Origin of the sequence: Thermococcus aciditolerans (genome assembly GCF_008152015.1) — an archaeon.
Taxonomy (GTDB): Archaea; Methanobacteriota_B; Thermococci; order Thermococcales; family Thermococcaceae; genus Thermococcus; species Thermococcus celericrescens.
Genome location: NZ_CP041932.1, coordinates 1124174 through 1144563 on the forward strand (window position 1 = coordinate 1124174; position 20390 = coordinate 1144563).

39 protein-coding genes and 4 tRNA genes are annotated in these 20390 nt (G+C 56.7%); 1 reads left to right on the forward strand and 42 read right to left on the reverse strand.

From position 1 onward, the window contains the following. Window positions 1-2: 2 nt before the first annotated feature. Window positions 3-302 carry an FUN14 domain-containing protein gene (locus tag FPV09_RS06230; protein WP_058938237.1) on the reverse strand — a complete coding sequence of 100 codons (300 nt, stop codon included), beginning with the start codon at window positions 300-302 and terminating at the stop codon, window positions 3-5. 107 nt (window positions 303-409) lie between these two features. Between FPV09_RS06230 and FPV09_RS06235 the strand changes: the two genes are divergently transcribed. Beyond that, the gene (locus FPV09_RS06235) at window positions 410-739 is read left to right on the forward strand and encodes a PadR family transcriptional regulator (protein ID WP_139680170.1); all 330 of its coding nucleotides are present in this window, start codon (window positions 410-412) and stop codon (window positions 737-739) included. A 103-nt stretch (window positions 740-842) separates the two neighbouring features. Here the strand turns inward: FPV09_RS06235 and FPV09_RS06240 are convergent, their stop codons facing one another. From FPV09_RS06240 to rplX, 41 genes are all read right to left on the reverse strand, one after another. Then, window positions 843-1001, reverse strand: a complete 159-nt coding sequence (locus tag FPV09_RS06240; protein WP_014012517.1) for a 50S ribosomal protein L40e — start codon at window positions 999-1001, stop codon at window positions 843-845. 58 nt (window positions 1002-1059) lie between these two features. Next, a tRNA-Leu gene (locus FPV09_RS06245) sits at window positions 1060-1147 on the reverse strand. 40 nt (window positions 1148-1187) lie between these two features. Continuing rightward, complete coding sequence (rpsB, locus tag FPV09_RS06250; RefSeq protein WP_058938239.1) at window positions 1188-1793, reverse strand: 30S ribosomal protein S2; 606 nt, start codon at window positions 1791-1793, stop codon at window positions 1188-1190. A gap of 13 nt (window positions 1794-1806) precedes the next feature. Continuing rightward, a complete protein-coding gene (locus tag FPV09_RS06255) occupies window positions 1807-2832 on the reverse strand; it encodes a hypothetical protein (RefSeq protein WP_148882769.1) in 1026 nt (341 codons plus the stop codon). A 6-nt stretch (window positions 2833-2838) separates the two neighbouring features. Then, entirely contained in the window at window positions 2839-3012 is a 174-nt protein-coding gene (locus FPV09_RS06260) for a DNA-directed RNA polymerase subunit K (RefSeq protein ID WP_014012520.1), read from the reverse strand. A gap of 52 nt (window positions 3013-3064) precedes the next feature. Continuing rightward, a tRNA-Pro gene (locus FPV09_RS06265) sits at window positions 3065-3142 on the reverse strand. Window positions 3143-3158: 16 nt separating this feature from the next. After that, window positions 3159-3356, reverse strand: coding sequence for a DNA-directed RNA polymerase subunit N (locus tag FPV09_RS06270; RefSeq protein WP_014012521.1), 198 nt, complete (start codon window positions 3354-3356; stop codon window positions 3159-3161). A 38-nt stretch (window positions 3357-3394) separates the two neighbouring features. Then, a complete protein-coding gene (locus FPV09_RS06275; protein WP_058938241.1) occupies window positions 3395-3802 on the reverse strand; it encodes a 30S ribosomal protein S9 in 408 nt (135 codons plus the stop codon). Between the two features lie 11 nt (window positions 3803-3813). Next, window positions 3814-4242: a 50S ribosomal protein L13 gene (gene rplM / locus FPV09_RS06280; protein WP_058938242.1), complete on the reverse strand. Its 429-nt coding sequence runs from the start codon at window positions 4240-4242 to the stop codon at window positions 3814-3816. Window positions 4243-4248: 6 nt separating this feature from the next. Beyond that, complete coding sequence (locus tag FPV09_RS06285; protein WP_148882770.1) at window positions 4249-4614, reverse strand: 50S ribosomal protein L18e; 366 nt, start codon at window positions 4612-4614, stop codon at window positions 4249-4251. A gap of 68 nt (window positions 4615-4682) precedes the next feature. After that, a tRNA-Leu gene (locus FPV09_RS06290) sits at window positions 4683-4770 on the reverse strand. 1 nt (window position 4771) lies between these two features. After that, a complete protein-coding gene (locus FPV09_RS06295) occupies window positions 4772-5554 on the reverse strand; it encodes a DNA-directed RNA polymerase subunit D (protein ID WP_148882771.1) in 783 nt (260 codons plus the stop codon). 29 nt (window positions 5555-5583) lie between these two features. Beyond that, a complete protein-coding gene (locus FPV09_RS06300) occupies window positions 5584-6006 on the reverse strand; it encodes a 30S ribosomal protein S11 (RefSeq protein ID WP_014012526.1) in 423 nt (140 codons plus the stop codon). Beyond that, entirely contained in the window at window positions 6003-6545 is a 543-nt protein-coding gene (locus FPV09_RS06305; RefSeq protein ID WP_139680166.1) for a 30S ribosomal protein S4, read from the reverse strand. Before FPV09_RS06305 ends, FPV09_RS06300 begins: the two co-directional genes overlap by 4 nt. 10 nt (window positions 6546-6555) lie before the next feature. After that, window positions 6556-7005: a 30S ribosomal protein S13 gene (locus FPV09_RS06310; RefSeq protein WP_058938246.1), complete on the reverse strand. Its 450-nt coding sequence runs from the start codon at window positions 7003-7005 to the stop codon at window positions 6556-6558. A 39-nt stretch (window positions 7006-7044) separates the two neighbouring features. After that, window positions 7045-7131, reverse strand: a tRNA-Ser gene (locus FPV09_RS06315). After that, window positions 7117-7704, reverse strand: a complete 588-nt coding sequence (locus FPV09_RS06320) for a class I SAM-dependent methyltransferase (protein ID WP_148882772.1) — start codon at window positions 7702-7704, stop codon at window positions 7117-7119. Before FPV09_RS06320 ends, FPV09_RS06315 begins: the two co-directional genes overlap by 15 nt. Before the next feature lie 22 nt (window positions 7705-7726). Continuing rightward, a complete protein-coding gene (locus FPV09_RS06325) occupies window positions 7727-8149 on the reverse strand; it encodes a hypothetical protein (protein WP_246112240.1) in 423 nt (140 codons plus the stop codon). After that, window positions 8149-8280, reverse strand: a complete 132-nt coding sequence (locus tag FPV09_RS12220; RefSeq protein WP_281288750.1) for a hypothetical protein — start codon at window positions 8278-8280, stop codon at window positions 8149-8151. The genes FPV09_RS06325 and FPV09_RS12220 overlap by 1 nt, the downstream gene beginning before the upstream one ends. A 65-nt stretch (window positions 8281-8345) precedes the next feature. Then, the gene (locus FPV09_RS06330) at window positions 8346-9347 is read right to left on the reverse strand and encodes an RNA-guided pseudouridylation complex pseudouridine synthase subunit Cbf5 (protein WP_148883729.1); all 1002 of its coding nucleotides are present in this window, start codon (window positions 9345-9347) and stop codon (window positions 8346-8348) included. A gap of 9 nt (window positions 9348-9356) precedes the next feature. Continuing rightward, window positions 9357-9596, reverse strand: a complete 240-nt coding sequence (locus tag FPV09_RS06335; protein ID WP_139680163.1) for a type II toxin-antitoxin system HicA family toxin — start codon at window positions 9594-9596, stop codon at window positions 9357-9359. After that, window positions 9568-9789 (reverse strand): type II toxin-antitoxin system HicB family antitoxin, encoded by a 222-nt coding sequence (locus FPV09_RS06340; protein ID WP_148882773.1) that lies wholly within the window; start codon window positions 9787-9789, stop codon window positions 9568-9570. The genes FPV09_RS06335 and FPV09_RS06340 overlap by 29 nt, the downstream gene beginning before the upstream one ends. A gap of 47 nt (window positions 9790-9836) precedes the next feature. After that, complete coding sequence (locus FPV09_RS06345; protein WP_148883730.1) at window positions 9837-10547, reverse strand: SDR family NAD(P)-dependent oxidoreductase; 711 nt, start codon at window positions 10545-10547, stop codon at window positions 9837-9839. A gap of 78 nt (window positions 10548-10625) precedes the next feature. Then, window positions 10626-10877, reverse strand: coding sequence for a 50S ribosomal protein L14e (locus FPV09_RS06350; protein WP_139680161.1), 252 nt, complete (start codon window positions 10875-10877; stop codon window positions 10626-10628). A 13-nt stretch (window positions 10878-10890) separates the two neighbouring features. Then, complete coding sequence (gene cmk, locus FPV09_RS06355; RefSeq protein ID WP_058938253.1) at window positions 10891-11472, reverse strand: (d)CMP kinase; 582 nt, start codon at window positions 11470-11472, stop codon at window positions 10891-10893. 19 nt (window positions 11473-11491) lie between these two features. Beyond that, window positions 11492-11764 (reverse strand): 50S ribosomal protein L34e, encoded by a 273-nt coding sequence (locus tag FPV09_RS06360; protein WP_139681595.1) that lies wholly within the window; start codon window positions 11762-11764, stop codon window positions 11492-11494. Window positions 11765-11806: 42 nt separating this feature from the next. Then, on the reverse strand, window positions 11807-12334 hold the full coding sequence (locus FPV09_RS06365; RefSeq protein ID WP_148882774.1) for a DUF106 domain-containing protein: 528 nt from the start codon (window positions 12332-12334) through the stop codon (window positions 11807-11809). After that, on the reverse strand, window positions 12327-12917 hold the full coding sequence (locus FPV09_RS06370; protein WP_014012536.1) for an adenylate kinase: 591 nt from the start codon (window positions 12915-12917) through the stop codon (window positions 12327-12329). The genes FPV09_RS06365 and FPV09_RS06370 overlap by 8 nt, the downstream gene beginning before the upstream one ends. A gap of 76 nt (window positions 12918-12993) precedes the next feature. Further along, the gene (gene secY, locus FPV09_RS06375) at window positions 12994-14439 is read right to left on the reverse strand and encodes a preprotein translocase subunit SecY (protein WP_058937908.1); all 1446 of its coding nucleotides are present in this window, start codon (window positions 14437-14439) and stop codon (window positions 12994-12996) included. Between the two features lie 35 nt (window positions 14440-14474). Further along, on the reverse strand, window positions 14475-14921 hold the full coding sequence (locus tag FPV09_RS06380; RefSeq protein ID WP_139680157.1) for an uL15 family ribosomal protein: 447 nt from the start codon (window positions 14919-14921) through the stop codon (window positions 14475-14477). 11 nt (window positions 14922-14932) lie between these two features. Continuing rightward, window positions 14933-15400, reverse strand: a complete 468-nt coding sequence (locus FPV09_RS06385) for a 50S ribosomal protein L30 (protein ID WP_148882775.1) — start codon at window positions 15398-15400, stop codon at window positions 14933-14935. An 11-nt stretch (window positions 15401-15411) separates the two neighbouring features. Further along, entirely contained in the window at window positions 15412-16119 is a 708-nt protein-coding gene (rpsE, locus tag FPV09_RS06390) for a 30S ribosomal protein S5 (protein WP_148882776.1), read from the reverse strand. Then, on the reverse strand, window positions 16116-16721 hold the full coding sequence (locus FPV09_RS06395; protein WP_148882777.1) for a 50S ribosomal protein L18: 606 nt from the start codon (window positions 16719-16721) through the stop codon (window positions 16116-16118). Before FPV09_RS06395 ends, rpsE begins: the two co-directional genes overlap by 4 nt. A 10-nt stretch (window positions 16722-16731) precedes the next feature. Next, window positions 16732-17178: a 50S ribosomal protein L19e gene (locus FPV09_RS06400; RefSeq protein ID WP_058937904.1), complete on the reverse strand. Its 447-nt coding sequence runs from the start codon at window positions 17176-17178 to the stop codon at window positions 16732-16734. Window positions 17179-17188: 10 nt separating this feature from the next. Next, window positions 17189-17569 carry a 50S ribosomal protein L32e gene (locus FPV09_RS06405; protein WP_148882778.1) on the reverse strand — a complete coding sequence of 127 codons (381 nt, stop codon included), beginning with the start codon at window positions 17567-17569 and terminating at the stop codon, window positions 17189-17191. 10 nt (window positions 17570-17579) lie between these two features. Continuing rightward, window positions 17580-18134 carry a 50S ribosomal protein L6 gene (locus FPV09_RS06410; protein WP_148882779.1) on the reverse strand — a complete coding sequence of 185 codons (555 nt, stop codon included), beginning with the start codon at window positions 18132-18134 and terminating at the stop codon, window positions 17580-17582. Window positions 18135-18144: 10 nt separating this feature from the next. Further along, window positions 18145-18537 (reverse strand): 30S ribosomal protein S8, encoded by a 393-nt coding sequence (locus FPV09_RS06415; RefSeq protein WP_014012545.1) that lies wholly within the window; start codon window positions 18535-18537, stop codon window positions 18145-18147. Between the two features lie 11 nt (window positions 18538-18548). After that, entirely contained in the window at window positions 18549-18719 is a 171-nt protein-coding gene (locus FPV09_RS06420) for a 30S ribosomal protein S14 (RefSeq protein WP_014012546.1), read from the reverse strand. A gap of 1 nt (window position 18720) precedes the next feature. After that, complete coding sequence (locus FPV09_RS06425) at window positions 18721-19272, reverse strand: 50S ribosomal protein L5 (protein WP_148882780.1); 552 nt, start codon at window positions 19270-19272, stop codon at window positions 18721-18723. An 11-nt stretch (window positions 19273-19283) separates the two neighbouring features. Beyond that, window positions 19284-20015 carry a 30S ribosomal protein S4e gene (locus FPV09_RS06430; RefSeq protein WP_148882781.1) on the reverse strand — a complete coding sequence of 244 codons (732 nt, stop codon included), beginning with the start codon at window positions 20013-20015 and terminating at the stop codon, window positions 19284-19286. Further along, on the reverse strand, window positions 20015-20380 hold the full coding sequence (gene rplX, locus FPV09_RS06435; RefSeq protein WP_148882782.1) for a 50S ribosomal protein L24: 366 nt from the start codon (window positions 20378-20380) through the stop codon (window positions 20015-20017). The genes FPV09_RS06430 and rplX overlap by 1 nt, the downstream gene beginning before the upstream one ends. Window positions 20381-20390: the final 10 nt, after the last annotated feature.

Consider the following 20390-nt stretch of genomic DNA (forward strand, 5'->3'; position numbering starts at 1 on the left):
TTTTAACCTTTGTGGAATCCCAGCGCAAAGCCTCCAGCGAAAGCGGCGGTACCGGGCAGGAGAGCTATGAACTTCTGGCTCGCGGTCATTATTTCGTGCGTCCAGTCGCCAACGAGATTGAAGAGTCTGTCCTTATCGATTATGAGAACACCCTTCTGTTCAAGCCACAGCAAACTGGCAACGTAGGCACCGATGAGGGCAAGTGCCAGCTTCATCATTTTTTTGACGGCGTAGCCGGTTACAAACCCAACCACCGCCCCAACTCCCATGTCGCCCATCATAGCGTTCAGGTCGAACTCCATTCTACCACCCTAAAATCCTTGCACTTCATCGGATAAAAACTTGTTGCCAAAACGTTTAAATTAAACGGAGCCAAAATATTTACAGATCATAAAAGTCGGGTGAGAGCATGACAACCCCCATGGAAAGGCTCAAGAACAAGATAACTAAAGAGGTTCTCTGGCTGTACATACTCCGGCTACTGCGGGAGAGGCCCATGTACGCCTACGAACTGAAAGAGAGGATAAGGGAGGCGTTCAACTTCGAGCCCGCGACCGTCAGCTCATATGTTGTCCTCTACAAGCTCGAGAAAGATGGGTATGTTACCGCGGAGTGGCAGGAGAGCCAGACGGGAAAACCCTCCAGGAAGTACTACAAGCTCACCCCTGAGGGAGAGAGGCTCCTTGAGGATGGAATAGCTTTTCTTGAGGACATGGTTGAGAAGCTGAAAGGTGCCTGAAGGGGGCAACCTCGCCCGCAAATAATTTTTGCGTTTCTGAAGGGTTCTCCAGAAAAGCATAGAATTGAGAAGCGTAGAAATAGGGAAGCAAAAGATTGGGACTTCAGCGTCCCATTCCACCGCGCGGCTCTCTCGCCTTCGGGCGGAGACCCTTGTAGCCGCACTTCCTGCACTTCTTGGCCTTCCACGGGTTAGTGGCACCGCAGCGCATGCACACGTACTTCCTAAAGATTCTGGCCTCAGCCTCGGGGAATCTCGCCATCGTGATCACCTCATGATCTTAAACCGTCTTCACCTACACGACTCGACTTTTAAAGCTTTGGTGCGGGGGACGGGATTCGAACCCGCGTAGCCCTTCGGCAGCGGATCTTAAGTCCGCCCCCTTTGGCCAAGCTCGGGCACCCCCGCGCGAGGGAGTGTAAAGCGAGGGGCGTTAAAAATCTTCCCCTCAGGTCCTGATAATCCTCATCTCGAAGTCCTCGACCGGAACCTTGAAGTCCTCCCTGCTCTCGATCTCCTTCCTGTTGTAGAGTATCTCCCTCGCGAGGATCCAGTAGATGAGAGCAAGGGCCTTCCTACCCTTGTTGTTGGTCGGGATCGCAACGTCAACGTAGCTGAGGAAGTTCTCAGTGTCGACGAGGGCCACTATCGGTATGCCGATCTCGATGGCCTCCTTCATGGCCTGGTGGTCGGCCCTCGGGTCGGTGACTATGAGGACGTCCGGCTCCATGAAGTTCTTGACCTGCGGGTTGGTCATGGTTCCCGGGAGGAAACGGCCGGGTATCGAGCGGACACCGGTAACGTCACCGAACTTCTTGACCGGCTTCTGGCCGTAGAGCCTGACGCTGACGGCGAGAATGTTCTCGGGGTCGAACTTGGCGAGGAACTTGCCGGCGACCCTGAGCCTCTCGTCGGTCTTCCTGACGTCAAGCACGTAGAGGCCGTCCTGCCTGACACGGTAAATAAACCTCTTCATGTCCTGGGTCTTCTGCTGGGTTCCGATGTGGACACCGGCAGCAAGGTACTGGTCGAGTGGAACGAGGTATTCCTCCATTCTTCACACCTCCTCATCCTTCAAAGGTTATTATCCTACCCCTTTCACCCAAATCTTCCGCTATGCGAATCAGCTCGTTCAGCTTGGCGATGGAATCCTTGCGGAGCACCATCGCCGGACAGCGAAGGCCCACTGCAACGTGGGCCAGGGCCTCGTCGGAGGACTCGTAGCGAGCCTCCGCGAGGATGGGGGTTATCCTCTCCGACTTCGCGTCGTTCACGAGGTTGTATAAGTCGGTGAGCGTACCTAGGTTTATCGGCTTTATCGACAGGGCGTTGTAGTAGCGCCTGTCCAGTATGTCCTTCTCGCGGAAGAGGTGCTCGCCGTCAACGAACACCTCGTGGGTGCCAGCGATTAGCTCGAGGAACAGTTCCTCATCGCCGAGGGGCTTTATGTAGGCCACGTTGTTGTCCTCGACTACGGAGAGCACTTCCTCCATATCCATTGGAACTCTCTGCACGAGGCCGAGGGCAACCTCGAGGCCGAGCTCGTCGGTTGCTTTTTCGGTGGCCTTCGAGAAGGCCTCCACAGTACCGGCCTCTGCATGTTCAAGGACCTTGTTAACCGCATCGACGACGTCGGTTATCTCCATGAGGTCCCTGACCATGACGTAGTAGTCGAAGGCCTCACCGCTCGCAATCTCAAGGATTGGAACCGGAAGCTCGGTGGTGAAGGTTCCGCCGATGTAGTTGTAGAGGGGCATCCTCTTGACGCTTGCGGCAGCTTTGGCGACCGCTATTGAGACCGCCAGCGCGGTGTTTGCCCCTATGTGGCTGAAGTTCTCGGTGCCGTCTATCTCCCAGAGGTAGCTGTCTATGAGCTCCTGCTCGCTCGAGTCGAATCCTATGAGTTCCGGCCCAATTATCTCGTCGACCTCGCTCACAGCGCGGTGAGCCTCTGCTATGTAGAGGCTCGGGTTCTCGTCCACGGGCGCGGCAAAGCGGCCGAAGCCAGAGCTCGTCACGACGTCTACTTCAACGGAGTATCTGCCACCCTTGAGCACCGCAACCCTGCCGATCACGTTCTCTATCACGGTCATCTCTCATCAGCTCGGCCTTATTACGGTGAGCGGGATTATTCCTTTCTCAAACTCGAGCATCGCGGCGTCGAGCGGCGTGATTCCTTCCGGGACGTCGATGAGTATGGGCGCACCCATCGCTATCTGGAGGGCCCTTGCTCCGATGATACGGGCCTTCTCAAAGCGGGTATACTTAAACATGACTACCACCCCTGCCTTCCACATTCCGCATCAAACATCCATTGCAAACATTTGGTGGGGCCGCCGGGATTTGAACCCGGGTCTCCGGCACCCCAAGCCGGGAGGATAGACCAAGCTACCCCACGGCCCCCCAAGAAGTGCGGTTTTTAATACACCCTGTACTTCATGGCGCTATCCACGAGCTCGACGTGGCTGAGGAGGGTCCTCCTGCAGCAGTATCTTTCGATCCCGAGGTCGTCGAGCACCCTCTCGGGATCCTCGCCCTTCTCAACGCGGGCCTTAAACTCGTAGTATTTGTCTCCTATGACCTTTCCACACGTGAAGCACCTGACGGGGACTATCACCCGTATCACCTTCTCGAATGAATATTAAAGGAAAGCCATCAGCGGTAGGACTTCTGCCTCTTGGCGCGCGGACCCTTGGTTGAGCGGTTGGGCTTGTGCATCTCGGTTCTCCTGCTGTCGCCGACGAGCATGGTCCTGTCGTACTTCATGAACTTGTCCTTGAGGTTCATGTCATTGGTCCACTCGACGAGAGCCCTGGCTATGGCAACCCTAGCGGCCTCGGCCTGTCCCATGAAGCCTCCGCCCTCGACCTTGACGTCTATGTCAACCTTGCCAACTATCTCCTCTCCGGCGAGGACGAGCGGCTCCATGATGGTGAAGCGCGCTATCTCCGGCTCGATTATCTCAACCGGCTTGTGGTTGATCCTGACGCGACCCTTTCCTTCCCTGATGGTGGCCCTCGCGATGGCCGTCTTCCTCTTACCAGCAGTCTGGATGACCTTCATCTTCTCTCACCTCAGAACTTTCCACCGAGGAACTTGGCAACCTCGCCAACGGTAACGTACTTCGGGGTTGCGATCCTCGAGCTGTGGGCCTCGCTTATTGTCTCAAGCTCCCTGCCCTCGAACTCCTTCGGAACACCGACGTAAACCTTGAGCCTCTTGAAAGCCTTCCTTCCGCGGTCGGTCTTCCAGGGGAGCATTCCCCTGACGGTCCTCCTGACTATCTCGTCGCTCCTCTTCGGGTAGAACGGACCCTTCCTCGGGTTGGTTCTGGTCCTCAGCCCGGTCCTCTGCTTGTACTTGGCGAAGATGTCCTCGCGGTTTCCGGTGATGATGGCCTTCTCGGCGTTGACTATGACGATTTCCTCGCCCTCAAGGAGCATCTTGGCGACCTTCGAGGCGAGCCTTCCGAGTATGAGTCCTTCAGCGTTAATTATCCTCATGGCCCATCACTCCATTATGATTACTCCACTACCCTTCGGGTTTCTCTCGATGAGCTCCTCAATCGTGAGGACCTCTCCACCGGCCTCGACTATCTTCTTCTTGGCAGTCTCGCTGAACTTCCAAGCGGCAACGGTGACCTTGTGCTCGAGCTTTCCTGCACCGAGGACGTTTCCGGGAACGATGACGGTGTCGCTGTCCTTGGTGTAGCGGTTGATCCTGCTGACGTTCACTTCAGCCCTCTGCCTCCTGGGCCCCTCAAGGCGCCAGGCAACGTCCTTCCATATCTTAACTCCTTCCTCGTTAGACTTCTTTCTGAGGTAGCGGATGAGCCTCCTCAGGTTGATGTCAGTGGGTCCGGTTCTCTTGACCATGAACATACCTCCTTAACGCTCTCTCGCAGGTGGGAAACCGACAGGTCCAACGGGGTGAGCGTAAATACTGGTGCGGGGGCGGGGATTTGAACCCCGGAACCCCTACGGGACGGGACCCTGAATCCCGCGCCTTTGGCCAGGCTCGGCTACCCCCGCGTCAGTCCGCTAATTTATGGAGTTCGCTTATAAATCTATCGCTCTTCCTCATGAGGATTTTGAGGGCTATGGTCACGATTTCCTCAACCGGAAGTTCCCCATTGGTCTCGACGGTGAAGACAAAGGCGTTGGGTACGGTCTCTTCCCTGATCTTCTCCCCCACGTAGGCGTCAAACTTCCGCGGAAGGTAGAACGCCTTGATCGTGGTTATAACGAGCTCCTCGTCGGTTTCCTCAGCCGGAAGACCGCGCCTCTCGGCGAGCTCCTTGAGCTCCTCCCAGTCGGGAACCTCCTTGCTCACGTGAATCCTGGTGAGGTACTTGTAGTAGACGAAGCCGGGCTGCCACTTGGCATGGTCCTTTCCGCGGCCGAGTCTTGCATAGGCGTTAAACGTAAGCCTCTGGCCCTCGGCAAGCTTGACTATTGGGATGTTGGGGTTGGCGGGCTTCACGCCCTCATCGCTGCTCTTAAGGTCACCGGAGTAAACCATTCCAGGCCCCTCTGCCTCGAGGGAGAGCGTAACCGTGTACTCGTCAAGCTCCAGTGAATCGAGGGAGAACCTCTCGTGGGGAGTGGTGAGAGGTATCATACCCACCCTGTGGGCGATTATCTCGTCGAAGAGGGCGGAATCGTTCTCGAAGAACTCAACCTCATCCACCGCAAAGGTCGGGACGTCCGCGAGGATGGTCCTCCTCAGGGCATTGGCGAAGGGGACGTCCACTCCCTCGACGATGAACCTAATCGAGTCCTCCCTTTTCTCAAGAATCTGAAACTTTGGCTCCATCGGCATCACCAAAAAAGAAGTTGTGGGAATCAGACGCGCCTGCCCCTTCTTCCGCCCTTCGGCCTGGTGCCGTCGTGCGGAATCGGGGTGGCGTCCTCAACCCTTCCGATCCTGAGGCCGGCCCTGGAGAGGGCACGAATGGCGGCCTGAGCACCCGGTCCCGGGCTCTTGCTCCTGCTTCCACCGGGGGCGCGGACCTTGATGTGGACTCCGGTGAAGCCCTTCTCCATGGCCTCCTCGGCGGCCCTCCTGGCGGCTATCATAGCCGCGTACGGAGAGGGCTCGTCCCTATCAGCCTTGACGACCATACCGCCGCTCCATCTGCTGACGGTCTCGGCCCCGGTGAGGTCGGTGATGTGGATGATGGTGTTGTTGTAGGAGGAGTAGATGTGGGCAACTCCCCACTTCTCCTTCTTCTTAAGGTTAACCTGCTGCTGAACTTCCTCGCTCATGAGGCCTCACCCTGCTTAGCCTGTTCAATAACCATCCTCTCGGGGTGGCTCTCCTTAGCGAAAGGAGAGGTCTTTGAATAGGTTATGGTGTCTTCCTCCTCCCTGAGGACGAGGTAGCCAGGAGAGCGTATTATCTGGCCGTTTATCTCGATGTGGCCGTGAACTATGAGCTGCCTGGCCTGTCCAATGGTCCTGGCGAGGCCCTTCTTGTAGACGAGAGTCTGAAGGCGCCTGTCGAGAACGTCCTCAACCGTCAGGGAGAGAACGTCATCGAGAGCGGCATCGGCCGGAAGGAGGCCGAGCCTGTTGAGCCTCTGAAGGAGCTGGGCCCTCTCAACCTCAGCCTGCCTGCCGCGGGCGGCAAGGAGGCGCCTGGCCCTACGCCTGAACTCCTTGAGCTGGGTCTCATGCCTCCAGAGCTCCTTCTTGTTCTTGAGGGCGTACTTCTTCATGAGGACTCTCTCGCGGTCGAGCCTCTCCTTAATCCAGGGGTGAGAGGGAGTTTCGTACCTCTTCCTCTGCCTCTTAGGGTCTCCCATCTACATCACCTCACTTCTTCCTTCTGCTCACACCGAGGGTGCTGCCGTGCCTGAAGTTCGACCTGGTCCTCTGGCCGCGGAGCGGGAGGCCGAGCTCGTGCCTTATGCCGCGGTAAGCGCGTATTCTCCTGAGCCTGTTGACGTCCTCACGCCAGGCCATGACGAGCTTGGCGGTGATGAGGTGCATGTCCTTACCGGTCTCGTAGTCCTTCCGCCTGTTAACGGCCCAGGCGGGTATACCGTGGGCGATCGGGTCTTCGAGCACCTTCTCAATCTTCTTGACCTGCTCGTCGGTAAGGTAACCGGTCTTCATGTACGGGTCGATCCCTGCAACCCTGAGCACCATAGTGGCGAAGTTTATGCCTATACCCCTGATGCCCGTAAGGGCCCATCTCAGCTGCTTATTTCCGTTCAAATCAACTCCCGCTACACGGACTATGTGTCTGAAGTTGTCCGTCATTACGAATACACCTCCATCTCAATCCTTCAGAGAGGATTTTGGCGCCGGGACGGGGATTTGAACCCCGGTGTCCAAGCGGACACGGGCTCTCAAGGCCCGCGCCATCCCAGGCTAGGCGATCCCGGCATACACGCGGTAGCCGCTCCCCTTAGCCAGCTCTCTCACTTCGGTGAAGTGGTCATCCATTAGAGCCTTAATATACTTTGCCCCCTGCTTCGTCTTAATCACCAGCTGCAGGAGGCCTCCATCGTTGAGATGCCGGGGAGCGTTTATAACTATTTCCCTCAGCACTTCCTTCCCCGCGTGCACCGGGGGATTAGTGATGATCGCGTTGAACCTTTCGCCCCTGACGGGCTCGTAGAGGCTTCCCCACCTCACCTCGGCGTTTCTAACGCCGTTGATTTTTAAGTTTTTCCTCGCCATTCCCACCGCGCGCCTGTTCACGTCGGTCATGACGACGTAGTCCACGAAGCGAGAAGCCACTATCCCAATCGCCCCGTAGCCGCAGCCCAAGTCGAGGACGCGCCAACCCTCATCGAGTATCATGCTCTCTATGAGCAGTTCAGTGCCGCGGTCTAGCTTCCCGAAGGAAAAAACTCCGCTGGCAGTTATGAACCTGAAGCAGTGCCCTCTGAGGCAGACCTCTATGGTCTTCGTCTTCAGCGGGACGTTCGGCTCTTCGGAGTAGTAGTGGCTCATGTGGGGTGGTTCGTTGATGGGTTTATAAAGGTAAACCCCCAGCCAAGCGCCAGAGGGTGTCCCCCGCAACGGCTCCGGCGAGCATGAACACCGTTCCAAGTGACATAACAAGTAAGACCTTCCTAACCCCCAGCGGTGCCGGCCTCTCAACCATCGGAGTGAAGGCAGATAGTATCATGCCGTAGAGACCCATCGCACCCCCGCCGAGCAGCACCAAGCCGCTCCAGGCACCGTTCAAAACTGTCTCAATGAAGAACCCAAAGAGTGCTCCAAAGAGAAAGAACTCACCGCGCGACATCGGTAATATACGATGGGCCAGGTAAAGCCCCGTTCCAATCCCTATGAAAACCGGAACGGCCATCGTCAGGTCGTGCGCCAAGCTCGTCGCCTTTCCTCCCAGCCCGCCGCTGTTCAGGGTCACCAGCGTTTCCTCAAACAGCGCCATCAGAAAAACGGCAAAAAGATACGTATCACCGAACTGAAGACGTTTCTGGGGGAGCGCTCAAGAACACCGAGGAGCAGAAAGAGCAGAACATCGAGCCAGAACCAGAGGAGGACAAACCTTGCGAGGAGCATTACCCCTCGAGGCTCAACCGGGGAAGAAAAGGCATCAAAAAGCAGTGAGAGTCGAGACAAATCCCTCACCAGAGTTTGGGATACCAGTCCCTCGGCATGAAGACCTTGTCCACATCGACCGCTATTCCCTTGCTCCTCTGGAGCATTTCACCGCTCGTCATGGTGGCCTTTCCGAGTGCAACCAGCTCGTCTTTAAGAGTCATGACGGCAACGAGGTCGCCCCTCTTGATGCCCTTGTTGAGCTTCACTATTCCCGGAACTGCCAAATCTGCGCCGTAGGTTACGGCGGCAACGGCAGAATCTCTAATCCACACCTTGGGAAGGTGCTCCACCGCCTTCTCCATGGGCTGGATGGCCTTCCTGAAGTACTCCTCGATGCCGTCGTCCTTCCAGAAGTGATAGTAGTCTATGAGGTCGTGAAGGGTCACGAGGGTTTCGTCCTCCTTGAAGGGACCGCTCCTCGTTCTCCTCAGCTCGGCCATGTGCGCTCCAACCCCGAGGGCAAGGCCGATATGATGGATGAGCGACCTGATATAGGTTCCAGCCTCAACTCCAACGCGGAAGAGCACGTCCTTGCCGTCTATCTCGAGTATCTCGATGTAGTAGACCTTTCTCGTCCTCAGCCTTCTCTTGACTGCGCTCCTCAGGGGCGGCCTCTGGATTATCTCGCCCTCGAACTCCCTCATCACGGCGCGGATTTTGTTCTCAGGGACGTCGCCGTGAAGGTGCATCAGAGCCACATACTCCTTTCCGGCGGGCAGGAGTGCCTGGACCACCCTCGTTGCCCTCTCAAGTGCAACCGGCAAAACGCCGCTGACCTTGGGGTCGAGGGTTCCGCCGTGGCCCGCCTTGTTCAGGTCGAAGAGCCTCTTGATCCAGGCAACGACCTCGTGGCTCGTCGGGCCTGGAGGCTTGTCGAGGTTTATTATCCCGAACTGCATGTGCATCTCCATGGGCCTCTTCTCCGGTGGAAAGCCCCACTTCGGATTCGTCTCGGCCTTCTCGTCCTTAACCAGAACCTCTCGCTTTATGTCAGCGGGAAGTCTGCGCACTTCGTCCCTCGCCATGAGCATCACCTATGGGTCTTCCAACGCCTTGATGAAATCCTCCTTGCTTATTTGAGCAAGTCTTAGTACTCCCATCAACGTGCCGGCTTTTAACTCTTTGTGAAGCGGAACCACAGTTCCAATTTTTCTACCATCCATATACTTAACGAGCACCACATGACTGCCCCTTTGGCGGGACACTTCAAAATCAAACTTTTTGGTGAGCACTTTAATGACTTCTTCACCCGAGAGCCTTGGCAACTTCGACATTGAAATCGCCCACGAACTTTACTTTCTCAAGTTCCTCTCTCAGCTCAGGAAACTCCTCAAGGTACAGCTCAACGGCCTCCTTAAGGTTCTCAATGGCCTCCTCTATTGTCTCTCCCTGAGTGGTTATCCCCGTAAAGACTTCACGAATGATGTAAATACCCTCCTCTTCCCAAATGACGGCGTGGAGTTGCATTCAGCTCACCCCCAGTAGAGTCTTGGTTCATGACTTAATAAATCCACCTAATATCTGAAGCGGTACGTGAAGACCGGCCAGTTCGGGAGGTACTTGACGAGTTTTAGATAGCCAGGTACGAAAACCTCCCGCTTGCCCTTTTCAAGCCCCTTCAATACCGCTCTTGCAACCCTTTCCGGCTCTATCGAACCCTTTGGAACCTTTCCGTTCCAGAAGCCTGTCTTAACCTGCTTGGGGTACACCCTCATAATATGGATTCCCCTAACCCTGAGCTCGTTTTCAAGGTTTACAGTCAGGTAGTGGAGTGCGCCCTTGGCGGCACAATATGAGGGAATCTCAAGTACATTGACGAAGGCCACGCCGCTGATTATGAACACCACACTCGAACCCTTCGGAAGCATTGGAAGGACTGCCCTTGTAAGCTCCACAGGTGCAAGGGCATTTACCCGGAATAGATTCTCCAGCTCCACCTCAGAGTGCTCAAGAAGGGGCTTCCTTACCGCAAGGCCCGCGTTGTTTATGAGAAGGTCAATGTTTTGCACACCGAGCCTCTCGAGCCCCTTCAAAATCGTGCTGGGAAAGTCCTCCGCAGTCAGGTCGGCAACTATGTATTCAAAAGCCTGCAGTCTTTCCTGAAGTTCACGAAGTTTTTCTTCGTTCCTGGCCACACCGACAACCCTATAGCCCCTCTCGACGAGCCCCTCAACGAGAAGCTTCCCTATGCCACCAGTTGCACCCGTCACCAGTGCGGTTTTCATGAAACCCACCAGAAGGATTTCGGAAACGGGACTTAAAAGCGTTAGGAAGTAAGAAGAGGCCAGAAGGCCTCCTGCAATTCACTCAAGGCTTATTCCAGCGCTCTCAAGGGCGGCCTTGACGGCCTCGTCGTCGGCGCCGCGCTCGATGCTGACCTTCTCCGGAAGGGGCTCGAGGTGCTTGACGTTCATCCTCCTGCGCTTGACCTTGTTGAAGCCAGCGCCGGTAACGAGGACGAAGTTCCTGTCGATGACGTCAACGACGACGACCTTCTCTCCGGCCCTCCTTCCGGCAATTATAACGGCAAGCCTTCCGACTTCCATAGCTGGCATTCATCCCACCTCCTCATTTTTTGTTGCCCGGGTTTGCACCCGACCCCGCGTCACCGTCGGGGTATAGGTGGTCGATGGCGGCCTTCACAATCGCGAAGACGCCATCGGGATTCCAATGGGCGGTATTTATGATCAAGTCATAAATCGACTTGTCGTCGATGTCAATCCCGTAAAGGTTTAAATATCTTTTCCTGTTGCCCTTCTCGCGCTCGGCAATTCCCACAAAGGCCTCCTCGACGGAGACTCCCTCACGGCGGGCAACGCGCCTTGCACGCTCCATCATGGGGGCGTCGAGCCATATCTTAAGGTCCGCATCCTTGACCATCCAGCCGGCGAGGCGGCCCTCAATAACGACGTTGCACTCCTTGGCTGCCTCCACCTGCCTTCTGTCAACCTCACGGTCGATCTCGGGGTGAAGTTCGGCGTACTCCTGGAACTCCTTCAGGGTCATGCCCATCTCCTTCGCCATCTGCCGGAAGATGAGTCCAGCGTAGATGTGTTTGAACCCGTAGTGCCTGGCGAGATTGCGGCAGAGAGTGGTTGTTCCAGAGCCTGCCAGGCCGCTGACAGTTATCACGAGGCAGCCCTTGGGCATGTTAGCACCTCATTCGAAATCAGAGGGCAACGCCCGCCCTGACCTGGGCCTTCATGACCTTCCTCATGCAGCTCGGGCAGAGGTTGGCGTAGGGCCTCTCCGGCCTCTTGGCGGTCTTCGGGAGCTTCCTGAGCTCGCTGGGCCTGCCGCGCGGGACACCGTTGAGCGGCCTGCCGCACATGGCGCAGTGGGCGACCTTGGGCTTCCTCCTCTCAAAGTGCACGACGGTCCTTCCGCCAGGAGTCCTGACGTACTTCCTTCTCCATGACCTTGACCTGTACATCGGCTTCATTCTTCTCACCTCGCCTTTCCTTTCAGGGAATCGTTTTTAAATTTAACCCATATCGAGGAGCTTCCTGAGCACGTAACCGGTTATCATAGAACTCAGCATGTACCAGCCGAGGTAACCAAGCTCACTCGGGGGTAGTGCCGAGTGCTGCCAGTTGTGGAAGAAGCTGAACACGAAGAAGTCAAAGGGAGCCTTAACTATGCCGACCTCAACATACCATCTCCTAAGCCAGCTTAAGAATATCCAGAATATCGGCATCGTAAGCAGGGTGACTTTGAGCATGGTGTCCTTCATGACCTCGCTCTGGAGTTTCATTAACTCCATCTGCTCCTGCTGGAGCTTCTTGAGCTTCTTCTCATCCTTCGCAGCCTGGGCTTCCTTGTACTTCTTCTGGAACTCCTTGCTCTTCTTCTGGAGCATCTTAACTTTCTCCTGATCGACCAAGATGTAGTTTATCAGGGTGAATAAAGCACCCAGTATAATTCCCGATATCGTGACCACCCATATCGGGTGGTACGCCTGTATCAGCGGACCAAACAAGTTGTCAAGGAACGCGTATATTCCCTCAATCATATTCTCCCACCGCCAGATCCAGTACTTCAACAAGCTCGTGAACGGCCTCCTGCAGGCCCTTATCCTCATGATTCTCGATTATCTTTATGAGCGCGTTGGAGTGCATAGCGTAGCTGACCGCGGCGGCGCGGTTCAGGTCCTGGTGCCTCTGTATCTGCTCCTCTGTCTCCACGTCACGGTCGCGCTTCAGGTCGCGTAGGCGCCTTCCGAGTATCTCGCTCGGTGCCGCCTCGATTATGACGATGAAGTTGGGGTTTATGACCTCAATAACCTCCCTGGGAAAACCGAGGAGGTAGCCCACAGGCGTCCTTATCGTCGCATGGGTGTCGATCAGGACCGGCTCGCGCTGGGACATCTCGACTATCCTTCTCGCGGCCTTCATCTGAAGCTCCTTCTGAACGTTCGGGTCGAGCTTCCTCATCTCATCCCTGTGCCTCACCAGTCCCGCCCCGACGGCCTCGTCGAACATCAGGTCTCCGAAGTTGACGAGCCTGAACTTGGCCCGGGACTTCTTGAGTGCGAGCTTGGTTATGGTGCTCTTCCCTACCCCTGGAATTCCTGTTATCATGACCACAAACGGCATCACGCTCACCCAGGAAGGTTTCTGGAGAAAGTAACAGGACCGAGTTTAAAAGGTTTTGTGAAAGAAAAGAAAAGGCTCACTTCGTAAAGAATTTCCTGAGTGCTGGGAACATCTCCGTGGCCTGCTCCCTTGCAATCTCCTCGTAGAGCCTGTAGAGGATACCGACCGTAAGGAGGATTCCCGTTCCGGTACCGAGGGCACCCAGGAAGTCCGCCAGCACTGCGACTAACGCCAGTGTGAACGAACCCCAGAAGGTAACGTAGGGGATGTACCTGTTGAGCACCCTCTCGAGTATCCTCGGGTCGCGCCTGAACCCTGGTATCTGCAGCCCTGCCCTCTGAAGCTGTCTGGCGATGCTCTTGGCGTCAAGGCCCGTCAGCTCGACCCACAGGAATCCAAAGAGTATAGCCCAGAATATCGTCATCAGCGCGTAGACGAGGGCCCTTCCAGGGTCGGCTATGACGTGGTAGATGTCCCTCGGCGGGTAGAGGTAGGTAACGAAGCCAGTCAGGGGGTATCCGTTCTCATCAAACGTTCCGAGGAAGGTGTAGCCGTAGTTATTGAGGAGCCTGGCCCAGAGCTGGATGTTGGAGTAGAGAGCAAAGGTTAGGATGATCGGTATGTTGCTGACGTACATGAACCTTATCGGGTACCTTCCACGGACGGTGACGCGGCCGTAGCTGAGGGGTATCTCCACGCGCATGCTCTCGAGGTAGACGACCACGAGGAACACCACTATGGTGGCAAGGACGTCCATCATGTCCGGCAGGGTGCCCCTGTACAGCGCGCCGGTCAGGTCCCCGTAGAACAGGTGCTGTATGAACGCTGGAATGGCACCGATTATAGCGGGACCCCCAGTAACAGGGTCTATGTACTGACTGGTGGTGAACGGATTAAGCGACTTGGTGACAACGGTCTGGGAAACACCCGCGGCGATGAAGAGACTGATGCCGCTTCCTATTCCCCACTTGCTAACAAGCTCGTCCAGGAGTATGAGCATGACGGAGGCAAAGCCGAGCTGGAGTATTATGAGTATCCCTAGACCCAGGCCTATGTAAACCTGTCCGGCGGGTGTCGTGACTGTCTGGAACGCCCCGAGTCCCATGTCAACCTTACCAAACGCACCTGCGAATACGTATATGGCGGCCTCAAAGAAGCTCATAAACACGGCAAAGAGCTTCTGAGCGGCCTGGTAGAATCTCCTATCCTCATGATTCGAGAGATCGAGGTGAACTATCTCAGAACCGACGAGAAGCTGCATGATAATGCTCGCGGTGACGATTGGACCGATACCAAGGGTCAGGAGGGAACCGCTCCTTCCCGCGAGCACAAATCTGAGCGTGGCAAAGTAGTCCTGGATCTGGGCGGGAATTCCGTAGAGCGGAATCTCCGCGAGAATGAAGTACAGCAGCAGAACGATCCCTGTCCACATGAACTTTTCCTTAAGCGGCACGTGCCTCTTGGGCCGCTCAACCTCTGGGAAGTACCTCTCAATTGCGAACACTACGTTTCTGAACCCCATGATTAACACCCGCCAAAAGTTAAATTAAAGGGGAATCAGGCGAGGAGAACCTCGCCACCAGCGGCCTTGATCTTCTCCTCGGCCTTCGGGGTAACGTAGTAGGCCTTAACAACGAGGGGCCTGCTGAGCCTGCCGGTTCCGAGAACCTTGTCAACACCGAGCTGGGTGGTGTCAACTATGACCTTCCCCTCCTCCTCGTAGGCAACGCCCATGTCAAGGAAGAGGGTGAGGTTCTCGTCTATGTCGCTGAGGTTTATGGTATTCGGGGTGTACTGGACGGCCTTGGGCCTGTGGAAGCCGCGCTTGCCGAGGTGGTCCGGGGCGTACTTGATGACCCAGGTCCACTTGGTGTTCTTCCTCTTTCCGGTTCCGGCCATTCCCTTACCGCCCTTGCTACCGCCGCCGCGGTGCTTCTTCTTGCAGCCCCATCCGTGAGTGTGACTTCCGCGGAGCTTCCTAACCTTCTTCTTCCTCCTTATCATCTCTCGCCACCTCAGAGCATTCTCTCAATGAGCTCGTTTATCTTCTCGCCGCGGTAGCCGAGCGCTCCGCCCTCTTTGAAGGTGCGCTTCTTGCCGCCCTTGAGGCCGCCCCTCGGTGGGTGGAGCCTGAAGACGGGCTTGATGCTCGGGAGGTCCGTGAGCTTCATCTCGCCATCGACAACCTTCTTGGCGAACTCCTCGATGGTCATTCCGAGCTTCTCCTGAACGTACTCGTCGGTAACCGGCTTGTTGCCGATGAGCCTGCCCCTCTTCCTGAGGAGGGCGGCGAGGGTCTCGGCGTCGATCTCTCCCCAGGTGATGTAGTCCTTGACCTTCTGAACCATTCCCTTGTAGCTCGGGTTGTCGTCAACGATGACGAGGTGGTTGATCCTGTGGAGGCGGAGCATGGCGAGGGTGTCCCTGACCTCACCCTTCGCCCTTATCCCGCTCCTAAGCCTGATGAGTGCGAGCTTTGCCATCTTTTCTCACCTCACTCAACCTGGAAGCTGGTGGACATCTCCCTTCCGACGATTATGCCGTAGCGCTCGATGTCCTCCGGCTTGATGGCGACGCTGTTGGTGTTGTAGAGCGCGTTGAAGACCGCCTTGGCGAAGTTAACGGTGGTTCTCGTCTCACCGAGAGTCTGGGACCAGACGTCCTGGACGCCGGCGAGGCTGAGTATCTTCTTGCCAACGTCACCTATGACCAGTCCAAGTCCACGCGGTCCCGGCATGAGCTTGACGCGAACGCTACCCTCCTTGCCCTCGACGGCGAACGGGATTGAGTGCGGCCTCCTGCACCTGCACTCCCAGCTTCCACAGCCGCGCTTGATCTCGATGATGTTCATCTTGGCGTAGTTGATGGCCTTCCTGATGGCTATTCCAACCTCCTTCCCGTGGCCGATTCCAAGGCCGACGTAGCCGTCCCTGTTGCCCACAGCAGCGAGAACCCTGAAGCGGATCCTCCTGCCGCTGTCGGTCATCCTGACGGTAAGGGCTATGTCGAGAACCTCCTGGTTCTCCCTCATGTTGACCTCCGGGAGGAGGACGTCAACTATCTCCGGCTCCTTGATCTGGTAGCCCTTGCGGAATATCTCGTGAATGTCAGTTATCTGACCCTCCTTGACGAGCCTGCCGAGCTTGGTCCTCGGCTCCCACTCCTCAAGGACGCGCTGAGTCATCTCTCTCGGGTCGCTCATTCTCTCGCCCCCTCAAACTTCTCGATTATCTTAGCCTTAACATCCTCAAAGTGCTCGGGGAGCTTCTCGGGCTCGAGGCCCTTGACGAGGTAGCCGCTGAACTGCTTCCTGTAGAGGGCCTCGTCCTCCTCCTTAAGGGCCTTGGCGTAGTTAGCTATGTGCTCGCCGTTTATCCTGTAGTCCTCGGGGTAGATCTCCTCGCTGTGCGGAACGTCCAGGCCCGCATCAACAGCTCCCTTGAGGACGGCGAAGATGCTCGAACCCCTGGTCGGCGGGTGGAGGCCTATGTCAAGGATAGCCTCCTCGATGCCGGCCTTCTTGGCCTTGTAGCCCAGGAGGAGACCGAGCAGGTAGGCGCTCGGGGTGTTGCCGCCGTGGCCCTTCCAGCCGAAGTCCCTCATGAGCTCCCTGGTGTGAGCCGAAACGACGGTCCTGTCACCCTTCGGGTCGTAGAGGACTATCTGAGCGACGTGGTGGTTGAGGGTCTTCCTCACGACAAGCCTGGGCTTTCCAGACTTGAGGAGGGCGAGCCTCTTGTGATAGTTAGTCTTACCCTCTCTCCTTCTCCTGAACGGAACCCTATACCTCGGTCCGTGTGCCATCTCTCTCACCTCACTCCTTCAGTATGTCGTGCTCCTGCATGAACAGGTAGAGCTGCCTCTTGTTCTTGAACTGGCCGCCCTTGGCGCGGATGTAGAGCCGCCTGTAGGTGTGCTCGTCGAGCTTGCCCTCGGCCTTGAGCTTCCTGAGCTCCTTCCTGAGGGCCCTTATGGTCATCATCCAGCGCTCCTTCTTGCCCATCCTGGCGGTCTTCTTACCCTTCTTGCTTCCCGGGCCCCTGTGGCGGCCCTTCTTCCTGGCCTCCTGGTAGACCCTGGCGCGGGCCCTGCTCTGGCCCTTGACGGGCTTCTTCTTGATGACGCCGTCGTTGATGAGCCTCCTCACGTCCTCCCTGGTTATGGCGGCGGCGACGTCGTCAATCCTCTCCGGGTCGATCCAGACCCTGTTCTCACCGCACTTCAACAAATCAGCGGCAATCCTTCTCTGCATCTTGAGCATGAGCCTCACCTCACGGGTTGAGTACCTTCACACCGAGCTCCTTGGCCCTGGTGAGTATGGCCTCTCTCTTCCTGGCCCCAACGGTTCTCGCTATCCTTGCAGCCTGCCTGGTCGGGTCGATGGCCTCAAGCTCCCTGACGTTGTGGACGAGGACCTCCTCGTAGCCGCTCGGGTGGAGACCGCGAACGGCCTTCGGGGAGCTCCAGCCTATGCTGGGTGAGCGGGCCTTACCCTTCTTCTTGAGCCTCATCTTGCTGTCGATTCCCTTCGGCCTGCGCCACTTGGGGTCGTTCCTGAACTTGGGGAACCTCCACCACTCCTGGCGGAGGAAGCGGGGCTTCTTCCTCTTGATCCTGGCCCTTATCCTAAGGAGTCTCGCCTTCTCGTTCATTTCTCACACCTCAGAACTTTATCGGCTTACCAGCCTTCTCAACGATGTAGATACCATCCTGGAAGACACGCCTGTCCCACTTGGTTATCTTGGTAGCCTGCTCGATGTTGGCCGCGGTCTGGCCAACCGCTTCCCTGTCTATGCCCTCGACGATGACCTCCTGGCCGGAGACCCTGACGGTGACTCCCGGAAGGATCCTTGCCCTCCTCGGGTTCTTCTCACCGAGGAAGTTCTCGATGACGACCTCGTCACCCTGAACCTTGACGGTCATCGGGAAGTGGCTGTAGACGACCTTGAGCTTGTAGGTGAAACCCTCGGTGACTCCCCTGAGCATGTTCGCTATGTGGGCCTTGAAGGTCCTGGCTATGGCTATGTCCCTCTTCCTCGGGAACTCCTTGAAGACGACGACCTTGCCGTCCTCGGTGAATATCTGAACGCCCGGATACTTGAGCTCCCTCTGGAGCTCGCCCTTGGGGCCCTTGACCTTGACGGTGTTCCCCTCAACGGTGACCTCGACTCCCTCTGGAATCTCAACCTCTTCCCTTACCCACGCGTCTATCGGCATCTCTCTCACCTCAGTAGACGTAGGCTATCAGCCTTCCGCCGATTCCCTTCTCGATGGCCTCTTTGTGGGTCATGACGCCCTGGGAGGTCGAGACGATGAGGATACCGAACTCGAAGGCCGGAAGGAACCTCTTCTCCCAGGCCTCGTACTCCCTGGCCTTGACCGGGAACCTCGGCTTTATCGCTCCAGCCTTGTTGATCTTACCTATGAGCTGCACCCTGTAGATGCCGGCCCTTCCGTCGTCTATGAACTCAAACTCGCCGATGTAGCCGTTCTCCTGCATAACCCTGAGGACCTCTCCCATGAGTTTGGAAGCCGGCTTGAGGTAAACCTCCTCCTTACCGACCCTCTCGCTGTTGGTTATGTGGGAGAGAGCGTTCGCCAGCGGATCAAGCAACGTCATCTCCTCTCACCTCACTCGTACTTCTTAAAGCCCAGCTTGGGGGCTATCTCTCTAAAGCAGTGTCTGCAGAGCATAAGGCCGTGTATCCTGATTATCGGGCCGTACTGGCCGCAGCGCATGCACCTTCTCGCACCCTTCCCAAACTTCCTGGGCTTCCTCTTGTTGTAGTCAGCCTTCGCCATCTCACAATCCCTCCACGGTAACCTTAAACTCCTCAATAGCGAAGACGATACCCTCCTCCTTGGTCAGCTTGTGCTTGGTCGGGAGCTTCTTCCTCTGCCTCTTCCTCTTGGCAACCCTGTATCCTGGCCTGTCGAGGGTAACGCAGACGTCCATACCGAAGATGCCTATCTCCGGGTCGTACTCAACGCCCGGTATGTTGATGTGCTCCTGGATTCCGAAGCAGAAGTTGCCGTGCTCGTCGAAGTTGCTCGCCTTGAGCTTCCTGTCAACGGCCTCGAGGAGCCTGTTCAGCATCTCCTCGGCCTTCTTGCCGCGGAGGGTGACCTTCACCGCTATCGGCTCTCCGCGCCTGATTCCGAAGTCCTTGTTGGTCTGCTTGGCCCTTCTCCTTATGGGCTTCTGGCCGACGAGCCCCTCCAGCATCGTCTCAGCCTTGGTGAGCCTCTCACCGCTCTCGCCAACTCCAATGTTGATGGTAAGCTTAGCGATCCTGGGCTTCCTCATCGGGTGAGCTTCCCAGTCCGCTAGGATAGCCTCTCTGTTGATCTGCATCTTATCTCACCTCACGGAAGGGAAATCTCCGGCTTCTCCTTACCAACGACGAAGGCGTACTCCTTCAGGGTGTCGAAGAGCTCCCCGTTCTCGTCCTCGATGGTGACGACGTCCGGCCATCCCATCGGGAACTGCCTGACCTCGACGACCTTACCCTTCCTGGCGACGTTCTTACCCTGGGTAACGAAGACGTAGGCACCGACCTCGAACGGGAGAACCTCGATGACCTCCCTCTCGGGGACCTTCATGAGGACGGTGCTGGCGGTCATGTACCTGTCCTTCTCGTCCATGGTGACCAGGTGGTTGCTTCCGTCGTGGAGGTTGAGCTGAACCTTGGCCCCCTTGACCATGCGCTTGTTGCTTATCCTGAGCGGCTTGACCTTGGCTTCCTTCTCGCTTATCGGGTGGAGTATGAGCTTGCCGATCCTGTTCGGAAGAACCCTGTAGTGCTCGCCGGTCTCGGGGATGGAAACGACGTCCATGATTCCGACCGGGAACTTGTAGTCCTTCCTAACGCGGCCGTCAACGAGGATCTTGCCCTCGTTGAGTATCTTCCTCGCCTCGCGGGCGGTCTTGGCGTAGCCGAGGTAGTCCCTGACTATGTAGAGCAGCGGGATGGAGGTCCTCATGCTGTGCGGACCTGGCCTCGGCCTGACCGCCCACTTGTAGGTCTTCCTCGAGATGTACCACTGATTGGGAGCGGCAAGCCTCTTAAGGTGCCTCTTAGCGCCTTTCCTCGCCATCAACCAGCCCTCCTACTAATTATCTTCTCTCTCCTCTCATCGTCGAGGTTGAGTTCGATTATCATAACGTTCGACGGGTGGAGCGGGTAGTAAACCTCGGTTCCGTCGGTCTTCTTGTGGGTAACGCCCTCGACGTGTATCCTGTACCTCTTGAGGTCAACCTCAACGACCTTTCCTTCCTTACCCTTGAAGTCTCCGCGCATTACACGGACCTTGTCGCCAGTCCTTATCGGGAGGCTCCTGACGCCGTACTTGTTCCTGAGATCCTCGCTCAGGGTGGCGGCCATTACCTTGCTCCTAAGGTGAAGGGGAGCGTTGTAGAGGAACCTTCTCTGCTTCCTCGGCTGCCTGGTCTTCAACTTCATCTTTCTCACC

Bases quoted from the DNA above. Each gene is read 5' to 3' on its own strand.
- FPV09_RS06230 (WP_058938237.1), bottom strand. From the start codon at position 302: ATGGAGTTCGACCTGAACGCTATGATGGGCGACATGGGAGTTGGGGCG.
- FPV09_RS06235 (WP_139680170.1), top strand. From the start codon at position 410: ATGACAACCCCCATGGAAAGGCTCAAGAACAAGATAACTAAAGAGGTT.
- FPV09_RS06240 (WP_014012517.1), bottom strand. From the start codon at position 1,001: ATGGCGAGATTCCCCGAGGCTGAGGCCAGAATCTTTAGGAAGTACGTG.
- rpsB (WP_058938239.1), bottom strand. From the start codon at position 1,793: ATGGAGGAATACCTCGTTCCACTCGACCAGTACCTTGCTGCCGGTGTC.
- FPV09_RS06255 (WP_148882769.1), bottom strand. From the start codon at position 2,832: ATGACCGTGATAGAGAACGTGATCGGCAGGGTTGCGGTGCTCAAGGGT.
- FPV09_RS06260 (WP_014012520.1), bottom strand. From the start codon at position 3,012: ATGTTTAAGTATACCCGCTTTGAGAAGGCCCGTATCATCGGAGCAAGG.
- FPV09_RS06275 (WP_058938241.1), bottom strand. From the start codon at position 3,802: ATGAAGGTCATCCAGACTGCTGGTAAGAGGAAGACGGCCATCGCGAGG.
- rplM (WP_058938242.1), bottom strand. From the start codon at position 4,242: ATGAGGATAATTAACGCTGAAGGACTCATACTCGGAAGGCTCGCCTCG.
- FPV09_RS06285 (WP_148882770.1), bottom strand. From the start codon at position 4,614: ATGGTCAAGAGAACCGGACCCACTGACATCAACCTGAGGAGGCTCATC.
- FPV09_RS06295 (WP_148882771.1), bottom strand. From the start codon at position 5,554: ATGGAGCCAAAGTTTCAGATTCTTGAGAAAAGGGAGGACTCGATTAGG.
- FPV09_RS06300 (WP_014012526.1), bottom strand. From the start codon at position 6,006: ATGAGCGAGGAAGTTCAGCAGCAGGTTAACCTTAAGAAGAAGGAGAAG.
- FPV09_RS06305 (WP_139680166.1), bottom strand. From the start codon at position 6,545: ATGGGAGACCCTAAGAGGCAGAGGAAGAGGTACGAAACTCCCTCTCAC.
- FPV09_RS06310 (WP_058938246.1), bottom strand. From the start codon at position 7,005: ATGACGGACAACTTCAGACACATAGTCCGTGTAGCGGGAGTTGATTTG.
- FPV09_RS06320 (WP_148882772.1), bottom strand. From the start codon at position 7,704: ATGAGCCACTACTACTCCGAAGAGCCGAACGTCCCGCTGAAGACGAAG.
- FPV09_RS06325 (WP_246112240.1), bottom strand. From the start codon at position 8,149: ATGGCGCTGTTTGAGGAAACGCTGGTGACCCTGAACAGCGGCGGGCTG.
- FPV09_RS12220 (WP_281288750.1), bottom strand. From the start codon at position 8,280: ATGCTCCTCGCAAGGTTTGTCCTCCTCTGGTTCTGGCTCGATGTTCTG.
- FPV09_RS06330 (WP_148883729.1), bottom strand. From the start codon at position 9,347: ATGGCGAGGGACGAAGTGCGCAGACTTCCCGCTGACATAAAGCGAGAG.
- FPV09_RS06335 (WP_139680163.1), bottom strand. From the start codon at position 9,596: ATGTCGAAGTTGCCAAGGCTCTCGGGTGAAGAAGTCATTAAAGTGCTC.
- FPV09_RS06340 (WP_148882773.1), bottom strand. From the start codon at position 9,789: ATGCAACTCCACGCCGTCATTTGGGAAGAGGAGGGTATTTACATCATT.
- FPV09_RS06345 (WP_148883730.1), bottom strand. From the start codon at position 10,547: ATGAAAACCGCACTGGTGACGGGTGCAACTGGTGGCATAGGGAAGCTT.
- FPV09_RS06350 (WP_139680161.1), bottom strand. From the start codon at position 10,877: ATGCCAGCTATGGAAGTCGGAAGGCTTGCCGTTATAATTGCCGGAAGG.
- cmk (WP_058938253.1), bottom strand. From the start codon at position 11,472: ATGCCCAAGGGCTGCCTCGTGATAACTGTCAGCGGCCTGGCAGGCTCT.
- FPV09_RS06360 (WP_139681595.1), bottom strand. From the start codon at position 11,764: ATGAAGCCGATGTACAGGTCAAGGTCATGGAGAAGGAAGTACGTCAGG.
- FPV09_RS06365 (WP_148882774.1), bottom strand. From the start codon at position 12,334: ATGATTGAGGGAATATACGCGTTCCTTGACAACTTGTTTGGTCCGCTG.
- FPV09_RS06370 (WP_014012536.1), bottom strand. From the start codon at position 12,917: ATGCCGTTTGTGGTCATGATAACAGGAATTCCAGGGGTAGGGAAGAGC.
- secY (WP_058937908.1), bottom strand. From the start codon at position 14,439: ATGGGGTTCAGAAACGTAGTGTTCGCAATTGAGAGGTACTTCCCAGAG.
- FPV09_RS06380 (WP_139680157.1), bottom strand. From the start codon at position 14,921: ATGATAAGGAGGAAGAAGAAGGTTAGGAAGCTCCGCGGAAGTCACACT.
- FPV09_RS06385 (WP_148882775.1), bottom strand. From the start codon at position 15,400: ATGGCAAAGCTCGCACTCATCAGGCTTAGGAGCGGGATAAGGGCGAAG.
- rpsE (WP_148882776.1), bottom strand. From the start codon at position 16,119: ATGAGCGACCCGAGAGAGATGACTCAGCGCGTCCTTGAGGAGTGGGAG.
- FPV09_RS06395 (WP_148882777.1), bottom strand. From the start codon at position 16,721: ATGGCACACGGACCGAGGTATAGGGTTCCGTTCAGGAGAAGGAGAGAG.
- FPV09_RS06400 (WP_058937904.1), bottom strand. From the start codon at position 17,178: ATGCTCAAGATGCAGAGAAGGATTGCCGCTGATTTGTTGAAGTGCGGT.
- FPV09_RS06405 (WP_148882778.1), bottom strand. From the start codon at position 17,569: ATGAACGAGAAGGCGAGACTCCTTAGGATAAGGGCCAGGATCAAGAGG.
- FPV09_RS06410 (WP_148882779.1), bottom strand. From the start codon at position 18,134: ATGCCGATAGACGCGTGGGTAAGGGAAGAGGTTGAGATTCCAGAGGGA.
- FPV09_RS06415 (WP_014012545.1), bottom strand. From the start codon at position 18,537: ATGACGTTGCTTGATCCGCTGGCGAACGCTCTCTCCCACATAACCAAC.
- FPV09_RS06420 (WP_014012546.1), bottom strand. From the start codon at position 18,719: ATGGCGAAGGCTGACTACAACAAGAGGAAGCCCAGGAAGTTTGGGAAG.
- FPV09_RS06425 (WP_148882780.1), bottom strand. From the start codon at position 19,272: ATGCAGATCAACAGAGAGGCTATCCTAGCGGACTGGGAAGCTCACCCG.
- FPV09_RS06430 (WP_148882781.1), bottom strand. From the start codon at position 20,015: ATGGCGAGGAAAGGCGCTAAGAGGCACCTTAAGAGGCTTGCCGCTCCC.
- rplX (WP_148882782.1), bottom strand. From the start codon at position 20,380: ATGAAGTTGAAGACCAGGCAGCCGAGGAAGCAGAGAAGGTTCCTCTAC.